Origin of the sequence: Streptomyces sp. NBC_01283 (assembly GCF_041435335.1) — a bacterium.
Taxonomy (GTDB): Bacteria; Actinomycetota; Actinomycetes; order Streptomycetales; family Streptomycetaceae; genus Streptomyces.
Genome location: NZ_CP108430.1, coordinates 3,354,145 through 3,372,662, shown reverse-complemented (window position 1 = coordinate 3,372,662; position 18,518 = coordinate 3,354,145). Strand labels below are relative to the sequence as shown.

Below are 18,518 nucleotides of genomic sequence, written 5' to 3'. Positions count from 1 at the left end.
CGGATTGCTCCGGCGGCCCGTGTCACACACGTACGAGGAACCTCAGTGCCCGCCCGGCGCTCCCGCCGTGGCCGGCGGCAGCTCCTCCACGACACCCGGGTCGCCCGCGTCCGCCGTGTAGTCCCCGGGAGACGTCTCGTCGATGCCGTCAGGGGCCTTCATGGCGCGCAGGACGAAGGTCATGACCACGGTGACCACCACGTTCAGGACGAACGCCGTGAGGCCGATGTAGCCGATCTCGCCGATGCCGGGGATCTCGTCGGACGAGCCGCCGAAGTGCTTCTGCGTCGGTGACGCGACACCGTACGCGGCGACCGTTCCGTAGATCATGCCGATCGCCCAGCCGGCGAGCAGCGCCCAGCGGTGGAACCACCGCGTGAACAGGCCGCCGACCAGCGCGGGCATCGTCTGCAGGATCCAGATGCCGCCCAGGAGCTGGAAGTTGATCGCGACCGTCTTGTCCATGGTGAGGACGAAGGCGAGCGCGCCGACCTTCACCAGGAGCGAGACCAGCTTGGAGATCTTCATCTCCTGCTGCGGAGTCGCGTCCGGCTTGAGGAAGTCCTTGTAGATGTTCCTCGTGAAGAGATTCGCGGCCGCGATCGACATGATGGCCGCCGGCACGAGCGCGCCGATGCCGATCGCCGCGAACGCGACGCCCGTGAACCAGTCGGGGAACATGTTCTCGAACAGCTGCGGAATCGCCAGCTGCCCGTTCTCCACCTTCACCCCGGCCGCGATCGCCATGAAGCCGAGCAGCGCGAGCAGGCCCAGCATCAGCGAATAGAGCGGCAGGATCGTGGTGTTGCGGCGGATCACGTCGCGGCTCTTGGAGGAGAGCGTCGCCGTGATCGAGTGGGGATACATGAACAGCGCGAGCGCGGAGCCGAGCGCGAGCGTGGCGTACGTCCACTGCCCGGCCTCGCCCGGCGCGAGGCCCGCGACGGGCTTGCCCGCCGCCTCGTTCGTCGCCGAGAACTTGTCGCTCGCCGCCCGGAAGATCTCGTCGAACCCGCCGAGCTTGATCGGGATGTAGATGATCGCGACGGCGATGACCAGATAGATCAGACCGTCCTTCACGAACGCGATCAGCGCGGGAGCGCGCAGACCGGACGAGTACGTGTACGCGGCGAGCACCGCGAACGCGATCAGGAGCGGCAGGTCCTTGATGAACCAGTTGGTGTCCGGACCGCCGCCGACGCCCATGACGTCGAGCACGGCCTGGATGCCGACCAGCTGGAGCGCGATGTACGGCATCGTGGCGAGGATGCCGGTGACCGCGACGGCCAGCGAGAGCCCCTTCGAGCCGAAGCGCCCGCGCACGAAGTCGGACGTGGTCACGTATCCGTGCTTGTGCGAGACGGACCACAGACGCGGCAGGAAGGTGAAGATCAGCGGGTAGACGAGGATCGTGTACGGCACCGCGAAGAAGCCGGCCGCGCCCGCCGCGTAGATCGCCGCCGGGACGGCCACGAAGGTGTACGCCGTGTACAGGTCGCCGCCGAGCAGGAACCACGTGACCCAGGTGCCGAACGAGCGGCCGCCCAGGCCCCATTCGTCCAGGCTCTCGGTCTCGGCCTTGCGCCAGCGCGCGGCCAGGAAGCCCATCGCGGTGACGGCGGCGAAGAAGAAGATGAAGACGGCGAGGGCGATGCCGTTGACGCCGCCCGTGTCCGCTGCGAGCACGTTCATCGGGTCGCACCCCCCTGGGCCTGCTCGGCCTTGCGGGCGCGCTGGTCACGCTGCCACAGCTTGTAGGCGATCATCGTCAGCGCGGTGGAGATGAGGACCCACAGCATCTGGTACCAGTAGAAGAACGGGATGCCGATGAAGGTCGGGTCGACCTTCGCGTAGGAGCTCACCCAGAGCATCGCCACGAACGGCGCGACGAGACAGAGGGCAATGACCACGCGGACCGGCGTGACCACCGGTCTGCTCACTTCAGGCGCATCTGACACTTCGCGGCTCCGCTCCCTCGCTTATCCCACCTTTAACGTGCGGGAAATCTAAGCGAGAGGATTGATCTATGGAACCCCCGTCCGGATACCGGACGGGTGCCGGATGGGTCAACGCGCCTGCTCAGCAGCAGCGGAACCCCTGCCGCGGGTCTGACTCCTGCCGGTCCGTCCGCATTCGCTCGAACTCCCTCCGGGAGGGCACGGATGCCCCCGGATGCGTCTTGTGCGCGTGCTCCACATACCGGTCGTACGCGGACTCGTCGGTCAACTCCCGCGCGTACCAACGGACCCAGCGCAGCCCCCGCAGCACCCAGGTCATTTCGTGAGCTCCGCCTTCTCCTCCTGGGTCGGGATGAGCCCGGCCGGAGCGGTCAGTCCGGACTCCACGTACTCGGCCTCGCTCAGCGGCGTCGACTGCGGGTTGCGGACGTGCTTCACGCAGATCCGGGCGGCGTCCGCGATCACGATGACGATGAGCAGCGCGAGCACGGCCGAAAGGACGCCGTCCACGGTGGAGTTGGTGACAACGGTATGCATGTCGTCCATGGTCTTGGCGGGCGGCAGGATCTTGCCCGCGTCGATGGCGTCCTGGTAGTTGGCGCGCTGCTGGAAGAAGCCCACGCGCGGGTCGCTGGAGAACACCTTCTGCCAGCTCGCGGTGAGCGTCACCGTGGCGTCCCAGGCGAGCGGAATCCCGGTGATCCAGGCCCACTTGAGACGCCCGGACTTCACCAGGAGCGTCGTGCAGACGGCGAGGGCGACCGCGGCGAGGAGCTGGTTGGAGATGCCGAAGATCGGGAAGAGCTGGTTGATCCCGCCGAGCGGCTCGTGCACGCCGACCCACAGGAAGTAACCCCACAGACCTGTTACCACCGCGCTGGTGATGACGAGTCCGGGCTTCCAACTGACCTTCTTGAAGGGCTTGTAGACGTTCCCGAGCATGTCCTGGAGCATGAAGCGGCCCACGCGCGTTCCCGCGTCGAGCGCGGTCAGGATGAACAGCGCCTCAAACATGATCGCGAAGTGGTACCAGAAGGCCCGCATGGAGCCGCCGGTGACCTTCGAGAAGATCTCGGAGACGCCGACCGCGAGGGTGGGCGCGCCACCGGTCCGCGAGAGCAGCGAGGACTCCTCGACGTTCTTGGCGGCCTGCGCGAGATCGGCGGGGGAGATGGAGTACCCGAAGCCGGCGACCGCTTGGCTCGCGGCCTGGACGTTGTCCCCGATGACGCCCGCGGGCGCGTTCATCGCGAAGTAGAGCCCCGGGTCGATGATGCTGGCCGCGACGAGCGCCATGACCGCGACCGCCGACTCCATCAGCATGGAGCCGTAGCCGATCATCCGGACCTGCGTCTCCTTCTGGATCATCTTCGGGGTCGTGCCCGACGAGATCAGCGCGTGGAAGCCGGACAGGGCCCCGCAGGCGATGGTGATGAAGACGAACGGGAAGAGCGATCCCGCGAAGACGGGCCCGTCGCCGCGCGAGGCGAAGTCGGTCACCGGGTCCATCTTCAGCGTCGGCAGCGTGATGACGACGCCGAGCGCGAGCAGCAGGATCGTGCCGATCTTCATGAACGTGGAGAGGTAGTCGCGCGGCGCGAGCAGCATCCACACCGGCAGGATCGAGGCGATGAATCCGTACGCCACCAGCCAGATGACCAGCGTCGACGGCGCGAGCGTGAAGGTGTCCGCGAGGGACGACTCGGCGACCCAGCGCCCGGCGACGAGCGCGAGGAGCAGCAGCGCGATCCCGATGAGGGAGACCTCGCTGACCCGCCCCGGCCGCAGGACCCGCAGGTAGAAGCCCATGAGCAGGGCGATCGGAATGGTCATCGCGATGGAGAAGGTGCCCCAGGGCGAGTCCGCGAGCGCGTTGACGATGACGAGGGCGAGCACCCCGAGCAGGATGATCATGATGGCGAACGCGGCGAGCAGCGCGGCGGCCCCGCCGAAGGGGCCGATCTCCTCGCGCGCCATCTGGCCGAGCGACTTGCCGTCGCGCCGGGTGGAGAAGAAGAGGACCACCATGTCCTGCACGGCACCCGCGAAGATCACCCCGACGATGATCCAGATCGTGCCCGGCAGATACCCCATCTGCGCGGCAAGTACGGGCCCCACCAGTGGGCCCGCGCCCGCGATCGCCGCGAAGTGGTGTCCGAGCAGGACGCGGCGGTCGGTCGGGTGGAAGTCGATGCCGTTGTCCAGGCGCTCGGCCGGGGTGGCCCGTTTCTTGTCGACCTTCAGGACGCGTTCGACGATGAACTTGGAGTAGAAGCGATAGGCGATGGCGTACGAGCCGAGGGCCGCGGCCACCATCCAGGCCGCCGACACCTCCTCGTCCCGCGCGAGCGCGAGCACGGTCCACCCCGCGGCGCCCACCAGCGCGACGAGGGACCAGATGACGATGGATCGGGGGTTCGCTGTGCGCACCGGGTCGTCCTCCCGTTCATCATGCGATGACGGGAGGAACGTAGAGCAGCACGGTTCCCGGCGCCAGACCCCCGGAAAAGGATCAGGCCGCCGGGTGCCGGATCACTCCGTGGGGCGCTTGAGGCGGGCCACGAACTTGTAGCGGTCGCCGCGGTACACCGAACGCACCCACTCCACGGGCTGGCCGCCGCCGTCCAGGGAGTGCCGCGACAGGAGCAGCATCGGCAGGCCCACGTCCGTGCCGAGCAGGCCCGCCTCGCGCGGGGTCGCCAGGGAGGTCTCGATGGTCTCCTCGGCCTCCGCGAGATGGACGTCGTACACCTCGGCGAGTGCGGTGTAGAGCGAGGTGTACTTCACCAGGGAGCGGCGCAGGGCCGGGAAGCGCTTGGCCGACAGGTGCGTCGTCTCGATGGCCATCGCCTCGCCGTTGGCGAGCCTCAGGCGCTCGATCCTGAGCACCCGGCCGCCCGTACTGATGTCGAGGAGCCCGGCGAGGGTGTCGTCGGCGGTGATGTAGCCGATGTCCAGGAGCTGTGAGGTCGGCTCCAGACCCTGGGCCCTCATGTCCTCGGTGTACGAGGTGAGTTGGAGCGCCTGGGAGACCTTCGGCTTGGCCACGAAGGTGCCCTTGCCCTGGATCCGCTCCAGGCGGCCCTCGACGACCAGCTCCTGCAGGGCCTGGCGCACCGTCGTGCGCGAGGTGTCGAACTCGGCGGCGAGCGTGCGCTCCGGCGGTACCGGGGTACCGGGCGGCAACGTCTCCGTCATGTCGAGCAAGTGCCGCTTCAGGCGGTAGTACTTGGGCACGCGCGCGGTGCGGCCGACGCTCGGGGCCGCGCCCGCGTCGGTCTCTGTACTGCTTGCCTCGGTGCCCATGCGCTGCCTTCCCGGCTCCTGTGCTGCTGCCGTCACCGGCTCCTCCGTCTGTCGCGGCTCACATCGTGGCACGTACCGGGCTGAGCAGACCGTGCCCGCTCAGGTGTCGGTCCGATAACGGACCTGACAGCCCTTCTTATACACCCTTGACACCCCTAAAGGTCTAGGCCAAGCTCCCCGTACTGGTCTACACCATTAAAGACCAGGTTCCAGTCCCACGGGCAGATCTCGGTCCATTTGGTCGCTGCGGGTGGGGGGTTGACTGGCATCCCTTGAGGAGGGTGACGTGAAGCGCAAGCTCATAGCGGCCATCGGTGTCGCGGGCATGTTGGTCTCGATCGCGGCCTGTGGCAGCGACGACAGTGACGACAAGAAGGCCGGAGCGGACGGCTTCAAGGGGGAGACCCTGACGCTCTGGGCGATGGACGGCTCCACGCCCGAAGGCTGGACCAAGGACGTCAAGGCCGCCTTCGAGAAGAAGACGGGCGCGAAGCTGAAGCTCGAGGTCCAGCAGTGGAACGGCATCCAGCAGAAGCTGACCACGGCCCTCTCCGAGGAGAATCCGCCCGACGTCTTCGAGATCGGCAACACGCAGACCGCGGCGTACGCCAAGACCGGTGGCCTCGCCGAGCTCGGTGACCTCAAGGAAGGGCTCGGCGCCGACTGGACCGAGTCGATCAACAAGTCCTCGGTCGTGGACGGCAAGCAGTACGCCGCCCCGTGGTTCGTCCTGAACCGCGTCGTGATCTACAACAAGAAGGTCTGGGCCGACGCCGGCATCAAGGAGACCCCCAAGACCCGCGCCGAGTTCCTCAAGGACCTCAAGACGATCGGCTCCAAGACCGAGGCCGAGCCGATCTACCTGCCGGGCCAGAACTGGTACCACTTCGTCGGCCTGACCATCGGTGAGGGCGCCGAGCTGGTCAAGAAGGACGGCGACAAGTACGTCTCCAACCTGTCCGACCCCAAGGTCGCCAAGGCCATGAAGACGTACAAGCAGTTCGCGGACCTCTCCAAGGCTCCCAAGAACAAGGACGAGGCCACCCCGCAGCAGGCCGAGGTCTTCGCCAAGGGCAAGACCGGCGCCTTCATCGGCATGAGCTGGGAGGCCGCGACCGCGATCAAGGCCAACCCGAAGATCGAGAAGGACATCGGCTACTTCACGATCCCCGGCGCCACCGCCGCCAAGCCCGAGGGTGTCTTCCTCGGCGGCTCGAACCTCGCCGTCGCCGCGACCAGCAAGAAGCAGGAGCTCGCCAAGGAGTTCCTGAAGATCGCGCTGAACGACAAGTTCGAGGGTTCGCTCGCCAAGGAAGGCGGCGTCATCCCGAACAAGCAGGCCCTGGAGGCCCAGCTCAAGGGCAACCCGGCCGCCGAGGCCATGGCCCCCGCCACCTCCGGCGGCGGCACGACCCCGCTGATCCCGGAGTGGGCCGCGGTGGAGAACCCGCCGAACCCGATCAAGAACTACATGACCGCGGTGCTGAACGGTAAGTCGAACGCCGACGCCGCCAAGCAGGTCGAGGGCGAGCTCAACAAGCGCCTGTCGCAGAAGCAGTAAGGACGCGCTTTCGCCGGGGACTTCGGGCCCGGGGTGTCATCCGCCCCCGGGCCCGCTGCCCCGGCTCAGCGCTGCGTTCCGCGATGCCCACGAAAGAGATGGCAAGCATGACCGTGCAGACCGAACGGCCGCCCTCCGGCCCGACGGAGGATCTGAAATCGGACAGTAGGCCGAAGGATCCGGGCGAGCCCCGCACACGGGCCCGGTCGCTTGGGCCCTACCTGCTACTGCTTCCCGCGGTCGCGGTCACCCTGGTGTTCCTCGGCTGGCCGCTGGTCAACAACGGGATCCTGTCGTTCCAGAACCTCAACATGAGGCAGTTCATCCTCCACCTCACGGAGTGGAACGGGATCGACAACTACAAGGAGGTCCTCAGCGGCGAGGACTTCTGGCGGGTCACAGGCCGCTCGATCACGTTCACCGCGGTCAACGTCGTACTGATCATGCTGCTCGGCACGCTGGTGGGCCTGCTGCTCGCACGGCTCGGCAGGCGGATGCGGACGCTCCTCCTGGTCGGCCTCGTGCTCGCCTGGGCCATGCCGATCATCGCGTCGACGACGGTCTACCAGTGGCTGTTCGCGACACGCTTCGGTGTCGTCAACTGGGTCCTGGACAAGGCCGGCTGGCACTCGATGGCCGACTACGACTGGATGGGCAGCCAGTACTCCACGTTCTTCGTGGTCCTCGTCCTGATCGTCTGGCAGTCGATCCCCTTCGTGGCGATCAACCTCTACGCCGCCACGACGACGATCCCCAAGGAGCTCTACGAAGCCGCGTCGCTGGACGGCGCCGGCGCGTGGAAGCGGTTCACGAACGTCACGCTGCCGTATCTGAAGCCCTTCCTCTACGCGACGACGTTCCTGGAGATCATCTGGGTCTTCAAGGCGTTCGCGCAGGTCTTCGCGCTCAACGAGGGCGGCCCCGACCGGCTCACCGAGATCCTGCCCGTCTACGCCTACATCGAGGGCATGGGCAACCAGCACTTCGGCATGGGTGCGGCGATCGCGATGCTCACCATCGTCATCCTGCTGGCCCTGACCGCCTTCTATCTGCGGATCGTGCTCAAGCAAGAGGAGGACGAGCTGTGACCCGCACCGCTTCGTCGAGGTCGTCGCGTTCGTCGCGTTCGTCAATGGGGCGCCGCATCTGGCCCAACGCCGTGGCCGTCGTACTCTTCATCGGCTTCGTCTTCCCGGTCTACTGGATGTTCTCCACGGCCTTCAAGCCGACCGGCGACATCATCAGCGAGGACCCGGTGTGGTTCCCGGCCGACGCGACGTTCGAGCACTTCAAGACGGCCGTCAACGCCGACCACTTCTGGACGATGGTCGGCAACTCCATCACCGTCACGGTGCTCGCCGTGGTCTTCTCGCTGATCATCGGCCTCGCGTCGGCGTTCGCACTCGCCCGGATGCGGTTCAAGGGCCGCAGGGGCTTCATCATCGGCTTCATGCTGGCCCAGATGGCGCCCTGGGAAGTCATGGTCATCGCGATCTACATCATCGTGCGTGACGCCGACATGCTGAACAGCCTGATCCCGCTCACCCTCTTCTACATGGTGATGATCCTGCCCTTCACGCTCCTGACGCTGCGCGGCTTCGTCGCCGCGGTGCCGCGTGAGCTGGAGGAGTCGGCGATGGTGGACGGCTGCTCACGGATGCAGGCGTTCCGCCGGGTGATCCTGCCGCTGCTCGCACCGGGCCTGATGTCGACCTCGCTCTTCGGATTCATCACGGCCTGGAACGAATTCCCGCTCGTGCTTGTCCTCAACAAGGAGGCGGAGTCCAAGACACTCCCGGTGTGGCTCTCCGGCTTCCAGACCGCCTTCGGTGACGACTGGGGTGCCACCATGGCCGCCGCCTCGCTCTTCGCCATCCCGATCCTCGTCCTCTTCGTCTTCCTGCAGCGCAGGGCCGTCAGCGGTCTGACCGACGGCGCCGTGAAGGGATAACCGCCATATGACGACACTCACCAGCCCCACCGACACCCTCACCCGGGATGCCCTGACCGTCCTGCAGCCCGGCTTCGTCGGGACCAGCGCGCCGGACTGGCTGCTCCGCAGGATCGGTGAAGGCCTCGCCTCGGTCGGGCTCTTCGGCCGCAACATCGCCTCGCCCGAACAACTGGCCGCACTGACGGCACAGTTGCGTGCCGAGCGCGACGACGTCCTGGTCGCCATCGACGAGGAGGGCGGTGACGTGACCCGCCTGGAGGTCCGCTCCGGCTCCTCCTTCCCCGGCAACCACGCCCTCGGCGCGGTCGACGACACGGCGCTCACCCGTGACGTGGCCGCCGAGCTGGGCCGCCGGCTCGCCGCGTGCGGCGTCAACCTCAACTGGGCTCCGTCGGCCGACGTCAACTCCAACCCCGACAACCCCGTGATCGGCGTACGGTCCTTCGGCGCCGACCCGCTCCTGGTGGCCCGGCACACCGCCGCGTACGTCGAGGGCCTGCAGTCCGCCGGCGTCGCCGCCTGCACCAAGCACTTCCCCGGGCACGGCGACACCGCGGTCGACTCGCACCACGACGTGCCGCGCATCGGGGTGGACCCGGAGGTGCTCCGGGCGCGTGACCTGGCGCCGTTCCGGGCCGCGATCGCCGCGGGCACGCGGGCCGTGATGAGCGCGCACATCCTCGTGCCGTCCCTGGACGCGGAGTACCCGGCGACGCTGTCCCGCCGCATCCTGACCGGCGTCCTCCGTGAGGAACTCGGCTTCGACGGCCTGATCGTCACCGACGGCATGGAGATGCAGGCCATCTCCGCGACGTACGGCATCGAGCGGGGCAGCGTCCTCGCCATCGCGGCGGGCGCCGACGCGATCTGCGTGGGCGGCGGCCTCGCGGACGACGAGACGGTCCTGCGGCTTCGCGACGCGCTGGTCGGTGCCGTCCGCACGGGCGAGCTCTCCGAGGAACGCCTCGCCGACGCGGCGACCCGGGTGCGGGCGCTTGCCCACTGGACTTCGGTGTCGGGCGCGACCGAGCGTTCGGGGGGCGCGCCCGGCACCGAGATCGGCCTGGTCGCGGCCCGCCGCGCCCTGACGGTCACCCGGGGCGAGTCCTACGCGGCCCCGCTCAGCGAGGCTCCGTTCGTCGCCGCCTTCACCCCGCTGGCCAACATCGCGGTGGGCGACGAGACCCCGTGGGGCGTGGCCGCGGAGCTGGAACGGCTGCTCCCGGGCACCGAGACGGGCAGCTTCACGGGCGCGGACGCGGGTGCGCTGGCCCTCGCGGAGGCGGGGGAGCGGCGGATCGTGGCCGTCGTCCGCGACGCCCACCGCCACGCGTGGATGGCGGAGTCCCTGAACACCCTGCTGACCGCACGCCCGGACACGATCGTGGTCGAGATGGGCGTCCCGCAGTCCGCCCCGACGGGCTCCCTCCACATCGCCACACACGGCGCGGCAAGGGTCTGCGGCCTGGCGGCGGCAGAGGTCATCACCGGGGCCTAGCAAGCGTCCCGCAGGGGCGCGGGGAACTGCGCGCTCCGCCCCCACGCACCAGCAGGTGTGGCTACGAACAAAAAGGTGCCGGGACACCCCCAGCAGGGGGCGCCCCGGCACCTTTGGCTACGGCCCAGAAGCGCGCCTAAATCCCCTGCCAGGCAGGCTTCGCCGCATACGTCGCCCGGAAGTACTCCCCAAGCTTCAGCTTGGAGGCGGCGGCCTCGTCCACGACCACGGTCGCGTGCCGGTGCAACTGCAGAGCCGAAGCCGGCACCACCGCGGCCACCGGCCCCTCCACCGTCGCGGCGACCGCGTCCGCCTTGCCCTCACCGGTGGCGAGGAGCACCAGATGCCGCGCCTCGAGGATCGTCCCGATCCCCTGCGTGATCACGTGGTGCGGCACCTGTTCGATGTCGCCGTCGAAGAACCGCGCGTTGTCCACCCGCGTCTGGTTCGTCAGCGTCTTGATCCGCGTGCGCGAGGCGAGCGAGGAGCACGGTTCGTTGAACCCGATGTGCCCGTCCGTGCCGATCCCGAGCAGCTGGAGATCCACACCTCCGGCATCGGCGAGCGCCTGGTCGTACGCCTCGCACGCCGCCTGCACGTCCTGCGCGCTGCCGTCGGGCCCCATGAAGGACTTCTCGCTGAGCCCCAGCGGCTCGACGACCTCACGCAGCACCACGGAGCGGTAGGACTCGGGGTGCCCGGCGGGCAGCCCCACGTACTCGTCGAGCTGGCAGATCCGCGCCCGCGAGGCATCCACGGCACCGGAGCCGACCTTGGCGGCCAGGGCTTCGTAGATGGGCAGCGGGGTGGATCCGGTGGCGACACCGAGCAGGGCGTCAGGCTTACGGCGCACCAGGGCGGCCATGGCCTCCGCGATGAGCTCGCCGCCTGCCTTGGCGTCCGGGACGATGACAACTTCCACGCTGGGCCTGCCGATCTGGAGGGGGCTCACGGGTCTGGAGAGAGAACCCACGGGGGACTATGTGGTATAGACCAATCTAGCAGAGCTGGCCCGTCCGGGCCCCAGGTTCCCCGGCTTCAAGTTCCCGCCTTCCATGCTCGGCTCTCCGGCCCGCCCCCGCCCGTCGGCACGGATGCCCCGAAGCTCCTCACACCCCCAGGACCGACCCTCCCGTCGCGTCGATCAGCTGGCCGGTGATCCATCGCGCGTCGTCCGAGGCGACAAAGGCGACGATGTCCGCCACGTCCCGGGGCTGGCCTATGCGGTCGAAGGTCGAGTAACCGGCCATATCGGCGCGCTGCTCCTCGGGAAGCCCGTCCATCATCTCGGTCTCGATGATCCCCGGCGCCACCGAGTTGACCGTGATCCCGCGGGGGCCCAGGTCCTGCGCCAGGGTGTGCGTCAGGACGTTCAGCGCGCCCTTCGTCATCGAGTAACCGATCGTGATCGGGAAGGCGATGCGGGTGACGCCCGAGGAGATGTTGATGATCCGGCCGCCGTCGCGCAGCCGGTCGAGTCCCTTTTGGATGATGAAGAACGGCGCCTTCACATTGACCGCGAACACCCGGTCGTAATCCGCCTCCTGGACCTCGCCCACCAGGCTGTACAACCCGATCCCGGCGTTGTTCACCAGGATGTCCAGCCCGTCGGCATGCCGGTCGAACTCGGCCCAGAGCGCCTCGGCGTCGCCGGGGACGCCCAGCTCCGTGCCGAACGCGAAGGCGGAGCCGCCCGCCTCCTCGATGGCGGCGACCGTCTCCTTCGCCGCCGTCTCGTTGCTGCCGTAATGCACCGCGACCCGCGCGCCGTCCCGTCCCAGCCGCTCGGCGATGCCCCGCCCGATGCCGCGGCTGCCGCCCGTGACCAGTGCAGTCTTCCCCGCAAGCTTTCCCGCAAGTGCGCTCATGAGAGCCGCCCCCTATTTCTCTAGTGGTCGCTACAGAAAGAACCGTAGCGGACTCCCGGCCGTTTTTCTAGCGGCCGCTATACAATTCACTCCATGGCGACGAAACAGCGCGGGCGCCCCCGCTCCTTCGACCGCGAGACCGCGCTGGAGCAGGCGCTTCGCACCTTCTGGGACCAGGGGTACGAGGCGACATCGGTCACGGACCTCACCCGCGCGATGGGTATCGGCGCCCCGAGCATGTACGCGGCCTTCGGTGACAAGAAGTCACTGTTCGAGGAGGTCGTCCTGCTGTACGGGCAGACGCACGGCTCCTTCGGTGAGCGCGCCTTCGCGGAGGAGCCGACCGTCCGCGGCGGGGTCGAGCGGATGCTGTTCGAGGCCGCCGACAAATACACGGAAGCCGGTCACCCCCACGGCTGCCTGATCATCTGCGCCGCGACGAACTGCGCGACGCCGGAGATCGAGGCCGCCCTGCGCGACCGGCGCAACGCCAATGTCAGCGCCATCGAGTCCCGCATAAGGGCCGCCGTCGCCACCGGCGAGCTCCCCCCGGAGACCGACGCCCCCGCCCTGGCCCACTACACCGGAGCCGTTCTGCAGGGCATGTCCCAGCAGTCCCGCGACGGCGCGAGCCGGCAGCAGCTGGAGGCGGTCGCCGAGCTGGCCATGCGGGTCTGGCCCGGTGTATAAGTCCGCTGGGCGGCAGGAGTCCGCCGGGCGGCGAGTGAGAGAAAGAGACAACAACAAACATCTGCCGACGCGTAGACACAGGAGAATGGTCTAGTCCACAATGCGTTGGTAAAGCATCCGTCCTTCCCGCACAGGAGGGCGGACCGAGGAACCGGCACTCTCTGCCCTGACCGTGTCGGATCCTCCGATCGACCGTCCGGTACCGCACATTCCGGTGGTCGGTGTTCCTGAAGGGCTGCGGTGCCGTGGGTGGGTTGAGGGTCCCGCCCTGGCGCCGCGGCTCGTCGGGAATCTCCCGGAGCGGGCCCGCCGGACGTGCCAGGTACGCTCGCACACGTGCCCTCCATGAACGACCTCGTACGCCAGCACACCGCTCTCGGTGACTCCGATCTCGAGTGGCTGCATCTGCTGGTCTCGGAGTGGCAGCTGCTCTCCGACCTCTCCTTCGCCGACCTCGTGCTGTGGGTCCCCACGCGCGACGGCACCCGCTATGTCTCCGTGGCGCAGATGCGGCCCAACACCGGGCCCACCTCCTACCAGGACGACATGGTCGGCCACCTCGTCCCGCGCGGCCGCCGCCCGCTGCTCGACGCCGCCCTGGACGAGGGCCGCATCGTGCGCGAGGGCGACCCCGAGTGGCGCGAAGAGGTCCCGGTGCGGGTCGAATCCATCCCCGTACGCAGGGAGGGCCGTGTCCTGGGGGTCATCGCCCGCAACACGAACCTGCTCACGGTGCGCACCCCCTCCCGCCTGGAACTGACCTATCTCCAGTCGGCGTCCGACCTGGCCCAGATGATCGCCGCCGGGTCCTTCCCGTTCCCCGGCCAGCAGGTCGACATGGACGCGTCCCCGCGTGTGGGCGACGGTCTGCTCCGGCTCGACGCCGACGGCATCGTCCAGTACGCGTCGCCGAACGCGCTCTCCGCCTACCACCGTCTCGGCCTCGCCGCCGACCTGGTCGGCCATCACCTCGGCACGGCGACCGCCGAACTCGCCCCGTCCCGCGGCCCGGTGGACGAGGCGCTCGCCAAGGTCGCCAGCGGCTGGGCGCCCCGCGAGTTCGAGATCGAGGGCGGCGACGGCGTGATCCAGCTCCGCGCGATCCCGCTCAAGCCCAAGGGCCCGCGCATCGGCTCGCTCGTCCTGCTCCGGGACGTCACCGAACTGCGCCGTCGCGAGCGGGAGTTGATCACCAAGGACGCGACCATCCGGGAGATCCACCACCGGGTGAAGAACAACCTCCAGACGGTCGCCGCACTCCTTCGCCTGCAGGCGCGCCGCATCGACTCCGCCACCGGCCGCGAAGCCCTCGAAGAGGCCGTACGCCGCGTGGGCTCCATCGCCATCGTGCACGAGACGCTGTCCCAGAACCTGGACGAGCGCGTGGAGTTCGACGAGATCGCCGACCGTGTCCTCGCGATGGTGGCGGAGATCTCGCCGGGCAAGGTCACCGGCCGGCGCACCGGACGCTTCGGCATCCTGGACGCCGAGGTCGCGACCCCGCTGTCGATGGTCCTTACGGAAGTGCTGCAGAACGCCCTGGAACACGGCTTCCAGGAAGGCGACACCGGCACGGTCGAGGTCTCCGCGGTGCGCGGCGGCACCAGCAAGGACGCCCGGCTCCTCATCACCGTCCAGGACGACGGCGTCGGTCTGCCCGACGGCTTCGATCCGCACCGCTCGGGCAACCTCGGCCTGCAGATCGTCCGCACCCTGGTCGAGGGCGAGATGGGTGGCACGTTCGACATGGTGCGGGCGCCGGAGCGCGGCACGCAGGTCGTCCTCGACATCCCGGTGCGCGCCGACAAGTAGCGCCGTAGCACGGCAGTTCGCCGCACATGCAAACAGAAAGCAGTGAGCCCCGGACCGAAATGGTCCGGGGCTCACTGCTCACGTTGCGTTGCGCATCGGGGGTACTGCGCGGCTGCGGCTCGGGGGCGGGAGATGCGTACTCGCTGTACGCGCCGCCGGGCTCAGGCTCGTAGGGGGCGTGAGCGTCAGGCGCTTGCCTGGCGTGCACGGTTGCGAGCGGCGCGGCGCTTCATTGCGCGGCGCTCGTCCTCGCTGAGGCCACCCCAGACGCCGGAGTCCTGGCCGGACTCGAGCGCCCACTGCAGGCACTGCTCCATGACGGGGCAGCGGCGGCAGACGGCCTTGGCTTCCTCGATCTGCAGCAGCGCAGGACCGGTGTTGCCGATGGGGAAGAAGAGCTCGGGGTCTTCCTCGCGGCAAACGGCGTTGTGACGCCAGTCCATGGCTGCTACCTCTCCTTGGTATTACATGCAAGGTTGCTTGTGAATGTGAACGCTTTCACGAATCCCCCGACAACGGAAGGGACGTACGTCACATAACGCGACGATGTCCTATGTGTTGAGGAGGGGGTTCTGGCTTTCTGTGGGGCCGATGTTGCGGGCCGTCCCGATCGCCATGTAGAGATTCGCAAACCTCGGCGGCGGATACAACCCCTTCCGGCAAGTTTTTTTTGATTCCTCAGTGTCGACTGGGTCACAGCCGTACTTCCATGGGGTGGACCCTGGCCTAAACGTTCGAGTGAAAGGACTTTGGGCCCTTCTACTCACACAATCACACGCAGTGCACGGCGTACGCCTGTGAACGTCACGCTGGTGCGCAGCCCCAGGTGGTCACCGTCCATCTGAAGGGGGAGCGGCACCTTCGAATGCAAGGTGAAGTCGGTGAGGTCATGGAGCGTAACCGCGTGCTTGCCGTGGGGTCCCCGATCGGGCGTCGAGGTCAGCAGCTGCGTCCCGTACCGGGCCACCGCGGTGGTCGAGAGCTTGCTCAGACCGAGCACGTCGAGGCCGGTGTCGAAGGAGGCCTGCGGGGAGGCGTACATCGGGCGATTGCCCAGGTAGGTGTACGGAGAGGTGTTGCAGACTATGGAGAGCACGAGGTCGGTCACCGGGTCCTCGCCGGCCCGTTCCAGCGTGATCATTCCGTGTCTGCGGTGCGGCTCGTCGAGGAACTGACGGAACACCTGGCGCAAATAGAGCGCATGCGTGGACCGCTTGCCGCGTTCCCTCTGTTGTTCGACCCGTCCCACCACTCCGGCGTCGAATCCGAATCCGGCGGCAAAGGTGAACCAGCGCGCGGGGACGGCTTCGTCCTCCGTGCCGGGGGTGCCCGACACCTGCCCCAGGCTCACTGTCCGTTCGCTTCCCTCACGCAGCGCGTCGAGCAGGGCGCCGGTCGCCTCCACGGCGTCGTTGGGCAGACCGAGGGCGCGCGCGAAGACGTTGGTGGAGCCGCCGGGGACGACCGCGAGGCGCGGCAGCCGGGCCGGGTCGGGGCCGTTGTGCAGCAGACCGTTGACGACCTCGTTGACCGTGCCGTCCCCGCCGAGGGCGACGACCAGCTCGATGTCCCTGCTCTCCGCGGCCTGTCTGCCGAGGTCCCGGGCGTGACCGCGGTACTCCGTGGTGACCGCCTCGAGTTTCATCTCGCTCGCCAGCGCGTGGATCAGTACGTCACGCGTGCGCGCGCTGGTGGTGGTTGCCGCCGGGTTGACCACAAGGAGTGCACGCATGCGAAGCAGAGTACCTAGAGCTCTTTGACCGGCACAGACCGAGGGGGCGGACCGGGGGCCGGAGCACGGATACGCACAGCTACCCTGCAAGGGTGAGCACTGAGCGGAATCCCACCCCTGAAGCCCCGGAGCCCGGCCCTCGTCCCGGACGTCTGACGGCCGCCGCGGCCCTTGCCGCGCTGGAGGGCGTCGCACTCATCGCCGGCGGTGTCTACATGCTCCTGATGGGCCTCGCGGGTGACCCCGACAACCCGGAACAGGCCACGACGGGCGGCATCACGCTGATCGTCCTCGCGCTGCTGCCCCTGCTGGCCGCCCGTGGTCTCCTGCGCCGCCGCAGCTGGAGCCGGGGGCCCGCCATCATCACGCAGATCATGGCGCTTCCGGTGGCCTGGCAGCTGTTGCAGGCCGACAGCATGGCCATCCCGGGCGGCATCGCGCTCGCCGCCGTCGCGGTGACCGCGCTCGTCCTGCTGGTCAATCCCGCCACGACCGAGGCCCTCGGCATCCGGGGCCCGGGGAACGCACCGGACGACGTGAAGTAGCTTTCCCGCCGCCGCGCGCGGAGCAGACGTACCGAACGCGGGGCAGACGTACCGAAGGAGCAGACCAGGAGGGGCGGTCTGCTCCTTCGTCACTCCTCGACGAGGAGCTTCTCGCGCAGCTGCGCGAGTGTGCGGGCGAGGAGCCGGGAGACGTGCATCTGGGAGATGCCGACTTCCTGGGCGATCTGCGACTGCGTCATGTTGCCGAAGAACCGCAGCAGCAGGATGCGCTTCTCGCGCGGTGGAAGGTCTTCCAAAAGCGGTTTGAGGGACTCCCTGTACTCGACGCCCTCCAGGGCCTCGTCCTCCGCGCCCAGGGTGTCCGCGACCGCCGGGGACTCGTCGTCCGTGTCCGGGACGTCCAGGGACAGCGTGGAGTACGCGTTGGCCGACTCCAGGCCCTCCAGGACCTCCTCCTCGGAGATGCCCAGTTTCTCGGCGAGCTCGTGCACCGTGGGGGAGCGGCCGTGCAGCTGGGACAGCTCGGCGGTCGCCGTGGTCAGGGCGAGCCTGAGCTCCTGGAGACGCCGCGGGACCCGGACCGCCCAGCCCTTGTCGCGGAAGTGACGCTTGATCTCGCCGACGACCGTGGGTGTCGCGTACGTGGAGAACTCCACGCCGCGCTCCGGGTCGAAGCGGTCGACGGACTTGATCAGGCCGATGGTGGCGACCTGCGTCAGGTCGTCAAGGGGCTCGCCGCGGTTGCGGAAGCGGCGGGCCAGGTGCTCGACGAGCGGCAGGTGCATGCGGACCAGCTTGTTGCGCAGCTCCGCGTACTCAGGGCTGCCGTCCTTCAGCTCGCGCAGCTCGATGAACATCGCGCGTGCGCCGCTGCGGTCCTGCGGATTGTGCCGGGTGTGCTGCTGCTCACCGTGTTCGCTCATGTATCCCGCCCGTTGCGCGCCGCCCCGGACGGAGGGCTTTGCGCTCTCCTCCTGGGCGGTCGGCTCTGCCTGCTCCGACGCATCAGCCACAGTCGACGGACCCGGCTCCTCCGGGTCCTCCGGGTGCGGCCTGGCCTGCTGCTCGGGGATGCCCGTGAGCGCCGGCTCCACCGGAGCCTCGCGCCCCCTCGTCGGCGTCCCTCTCCTGCCACCGGACAGACCCCGTGTGCCGCGCTCTTCGTCCCGCACCGGCCCCTCCCCGCCCCTCACGCCGGCCCGGGTCCCGCGCCGCGCTTCTTGTAGAGACTGATCGAGACGGTGTTGTCCTCGGCCACGGAGGAGTCGACCTGACCCGCGAGGGCGGACAGCACAGTCCAGGCGAAGGTGTCCCGTTCAGGGGCCCGGCCGTCGGTGGTCGGCGCCGAGACGGTCACCTCCAGGGAGTCGTCGACGAGCCGGAAGACGCAGCTGAGCACCGAACCGGGCACGGCCTGCTGGAGCAGGATCGCGCAGGCCTCGTCGACCGCGATGCGCAGGTCCTCGATCTCGTCGAGAGTGAAGTCCAAACGCGCCGCGAGACCGGCCGTGGCCGTACGCAGCACCGACAGGTAGGCACCCGCAGCCGGAAGGCGGACCTCGACGAAGTCCTGATTCCCGGGCTCGCCTGCGATCTGGGACACCCTCACCTCCAAGGTGGTACAAGCACTTTC

Annotated in this window: 18 protein-coding genes; 7 read left to right on the top strand and 11 right to left on the bottom strand. The window is 68.5% G+C overall.

Translation table 11 applies throughout. From position 1 onward, the window contains the following. Positions 1-42: 42 nt before the first annotated feature. The 5 genes from mctP to OG302_RS15200 form a co-directional block, all read right to left on the bottom strand. A complete protein-coding gene (mctP, locus tag OG302_RS15220; protein WP_371527298.1) occupies positions 43-1,692 on the bottom strand; it encodes a monocarboxylate uptake permease MctP in 1,650 nt (549 codons plus the stop codon). After that, positions 1,689-1,958 carry a DUF3311 domain-containing protein gene (locus tag OG302_RS15215; protein ID WP_371527297.1) on the bottom strand — a complete coding sequence of 90 codons (270 nt, stop codon included), beginning with the start codon at positions 1,956-1,958 and terminating at the stop codon, positions 1,689-1,691. Before OG302_RS15215 ends, mctP begins: the two co-directional genes overlap by 4 nt. Before the next feature lie 121 nt (positions 1,959-2,079). Next, the gene (locus tag OG302_RS15210) at positions 2,080-2,277 is read right to left on the bottom strand and encodes a YbdD/YjiX family protein (RefSeq protein ID WP_361833429.1); all 198 of its coding nucleotides are present in this window, start codon (positions 2,275-2,277) and stop codon (positions 2,080-2,082) included. Beyond that, entirely contained in the window at positions 2,274-4,388 is a 2,115-nt protein-coding gene (locus OG302_RS15205; protein WP_371527296.1) for a carbon starvation CstA family protein, read from the bottom strand. The genes OG302_RS15210 and OG302_RS15205 overlap by 4 nt, the downstream gene beginning before the upstream one ends. 102 nt (positions 4,389-4,490) lie before the next feature. After that, positions 4,491-5,264 (bottom strand): GntR family transcriptional regulator, encoded by a 774-nt coding sequence (locus OG302_RS15200; RefSeq protein WP_361833803.1) that lies wholly within the window; start codon positions 5,262-5,264, stop codon positions 4,491-4,493. Between the two features lie 286 nt (positions 5,265-5,550). On the opposite strand from OG302_RS15200, the gene OG302_RS15195 reads away from it, so the two are divergent. From OG302_RS15195 to OG302_RS15180, 4 genes are all read left to right on the top strand, one after another. Beyond that, positions 5,551-6,825, top strand: a complete 1,275-nt coding sequence (locus tag OG302_RS15195) for an extracellular solute-binding protein (protein WP_371527295.1) — start codon at positions 5,551-5,553, stop codon at positions 6,823-6,825. 107 nt (positions 6,826-6,932) lie between these two features. Further along, positions 6,933-7,913 carry a carbohydrate ABC transporter permease gene (locus tag OG302_RS15190; protein ID WP_371527294.1) on the top strand — a complete coding sequence of 327 codons (981 nt, stop codon included), beginning with the start codon at positions 6,933-6,935 and terminating at the stop codon, positions 7,911-7,913. Positions 7,914-7,957: 44 nt separating this feature from the next. Then, positions 7,958-8,776 (top strand): carbohydrate ABC transporter permease, encoded by an 819-nt coding sequence (locus tag OG302_RS15185; RefSeq protein WP_371527293.1) that lies wholly within the window; start codon positions 7,958-7,960, stop codon positions 8,774-8,776. Between the two features lie 7 nt (positions 8,777-8,783). Further along, positions 8,784-10,277, top strand: a complete 1,494-nt coding sequence (locus OG302_RS15180; protein WP_371527292.1) for a glycoside hydrolase family 3 protein — start codon at positions 8,784-8,786, stop codon at positions 10,275-10,277. A 136-nt stretch (positions 10,278-10,413) separates the two neighbouring features. On the opposite strand, the gene nagB is transcribed toward OG302_RS15180, so the two are convergent. Continuing rightward, positions 10,414-11,199, bottom strand: a complete 786-nt coding sequence (gene nagB / locus OG302_RS15175; RefSeq protein ID WP_361833441.1) for a glucosamine-6-phosphate deaminase — start codon at positions 11,197-11,199, stop codon at positions 10,414-10,416. A 187-nt stretch (positions 11,200-11,386) separates the two neighbouring features. Then, positions 11,387-12,145 carry an SDR family oxidoreductase gene (locus OG302_RS15170; protein ID WP_371527291.1) on the bottom strand — a complete coding sequence of 253 codons (759 nt, stop codon included), beginning with the start codon at positions 12,143-12,145 and terminating at the stop codon, positions 11,387-11,389. 93 nt (positions 12,146-12,238) lie between these two features. On the opposite strand from OG302_RS15170, the gene OG302_RS15165 reads away from it, so the two are divergent. Next, positions 12,239-12,835: a TetR/AcrR family transcriptional regulator gene (locus OG302_RS15165; protein WP_371527290.1), complete on the top strand. Its 597-nt coding sequence runs from the start codon at positions 12,239-12,241 to the stop codon at positions 12,833-12,835. A 345-nt stretch (positions 12,836-13,180) separates the two neighbouring features. Then, on the top strand, positions 13,181-14,647 hold the full coding sequence (locus OG302_RS15160) for a sensor histidine kinase (protein ID WP_160510515.1): 1,467 nt from the start codon (positions 13,181-13,183) through the stop codon (positions 14,645-14,647). Between the two features lie 185 nt (positions 14,648-14,832). On the opposite strand, the gene OG302_RS15155 is transcribed toward OG302_RS15160, so the two are convergent. Together OG302_RS15155 and OG302_RS15150 are read right to left on the bottom strand one after the other, a co-directional pair. After that, on the bottom strand, positions 14,833-15,090 hold the full coding sequence (locus tag OG302_RS15155; protein WP_016639615.1) for a WhiB family transcriptional regulator: 258 nt from the start codon (positions 15,088-15,090) through the stop codon (positions 14,833-14,835). 320 nt (positions 15,091-15,410) lie between these two features. Then, a complete protein-coding gene (locus tag OG302_RS15150) occupies positions 15,411-16,379 on the bottom strand; it encodes a diacylglycerol kinase family protein (RefSeq protein WP_371527289.1) in 969 nt (322 codons plus the stop codon). Between the two features lie 92 nt (positions 16,380-16,471). Here OG302_RS15150 and OG302_RS15145 point away from each other — a divergent pair, with 92 nt between their 5' ends. Next, entirely contained in the window at positions 16,472-16,924 is a 453-nt protein-coding gene (locus OG302_RS15145) for a hypothetical protein (protein ID WP_371527288.1), read from the top strand. A gap of 89 nt (positions 16,925-17,013) precedes the next feature. On the opposite strand, the gene OG302_RS15140 is transcribed toward OG302_RS15145, so the two are convergent. Continuing rightward, a complete protein-coding gene (locus OG302_RS15140) occupies positions 17,014-18,078 on the bottom strand; it encodes an RNA polymerase sigma factor SigF (protein WP_371527287.1) in 1,065 nt (354 codons plus the stop codon). Continuing rightward, positions 18,075-18,488: an anti-sigma regulatory factor gene (locus OG302_RS15135; RefSeq protein WP_135332116.1), complete on the bottom strand. Its 414-nt coding sequence runs from the start codon at positions 18,486-18,488 to the stop codon at positions 18,075-18,077. The genes OG302_RS15140 and OG302_RS15135 overlap by 4 nt, the downstream gene beginning before the upstream one ends. Positions 18,489-18,518 lie beyond the last annotated feature (30 nt).

Coding starts and splice junctions, on each gene's coding strand:
- OG302_RS15210 (WP_361833429.1), bottom strand. CDS start 2,277: ATGACCTGGGTGCTGCGGGGGCTGCGCTGGGTCCGTTGGTACGCGCGG.
- OG302_RS15155 (WP_016639615.1), bottom strand. CDS start 15,090: ATGGACTGGCGTCACAACGCCGTTTGCCGCGAGGAAGACCCCGAGCTC.
- OG302_RS15160 (WP_160510515.1), top strand. CDS start 13,181: ATGAACGACCTCGTACGCCAGCACACCGCTCTCGGTGACTCCGATCTC.
- mctP (WP_371527298.1), bottom strand. CDS start 1,692: ATGAACGTGCTCGCAGCGGACACGGGCGGCGTCAACGGCATCGCCCTC.
- OG302_RS15200 (WP_361833803.1), bottom strand. CDS start 5,264: ATGGGCACCGAGGCAAGCAGTACAGAGACCGACGCGGGCGCGGCCCCG.
- OG302_RS15185 (WP_371527293.1), top strand. CDS start 7,958: ATGGGGCGCCGCATCTGGCCCAACGCCGTGGCCGTCGTACTCTTCATC.
- OG302_RS15150 (WP_371527289.1), bottom strand. CDS start 16,379: ATGCGTGCACTCCTTGTGGTCAACCCGGCGGCAACCACCACCAGCGCG.
- OG302_RS15170 (WP_371527291.1), bottom strand. CDS start 12,145: ATGAGCGCACTTGCGGGAAAGCTTGCGGGGAAGACTGCACTGGTCACG.
- OG302_RS15165 (WP_371527290.1), top strand. CDS start 12,239: ATGGCGACGAAACAGCGCGGGCGCCCCCGCTCCTTCGACCGCGAGACC.
- OG302_RS15180 (WP_371527292.1), top strand. CDS start 8,784: ATGACGACACTCACCAGCCCCACCGACACCCTCACCCGGGATGCCCTG.
- OG302_RS15190 (WP_371527294.1), top strand. CDS start 6,933: ATGACCGTGCAGACCGAACGGCCGCCCTCCGGCCCGACGGAGGATCTG.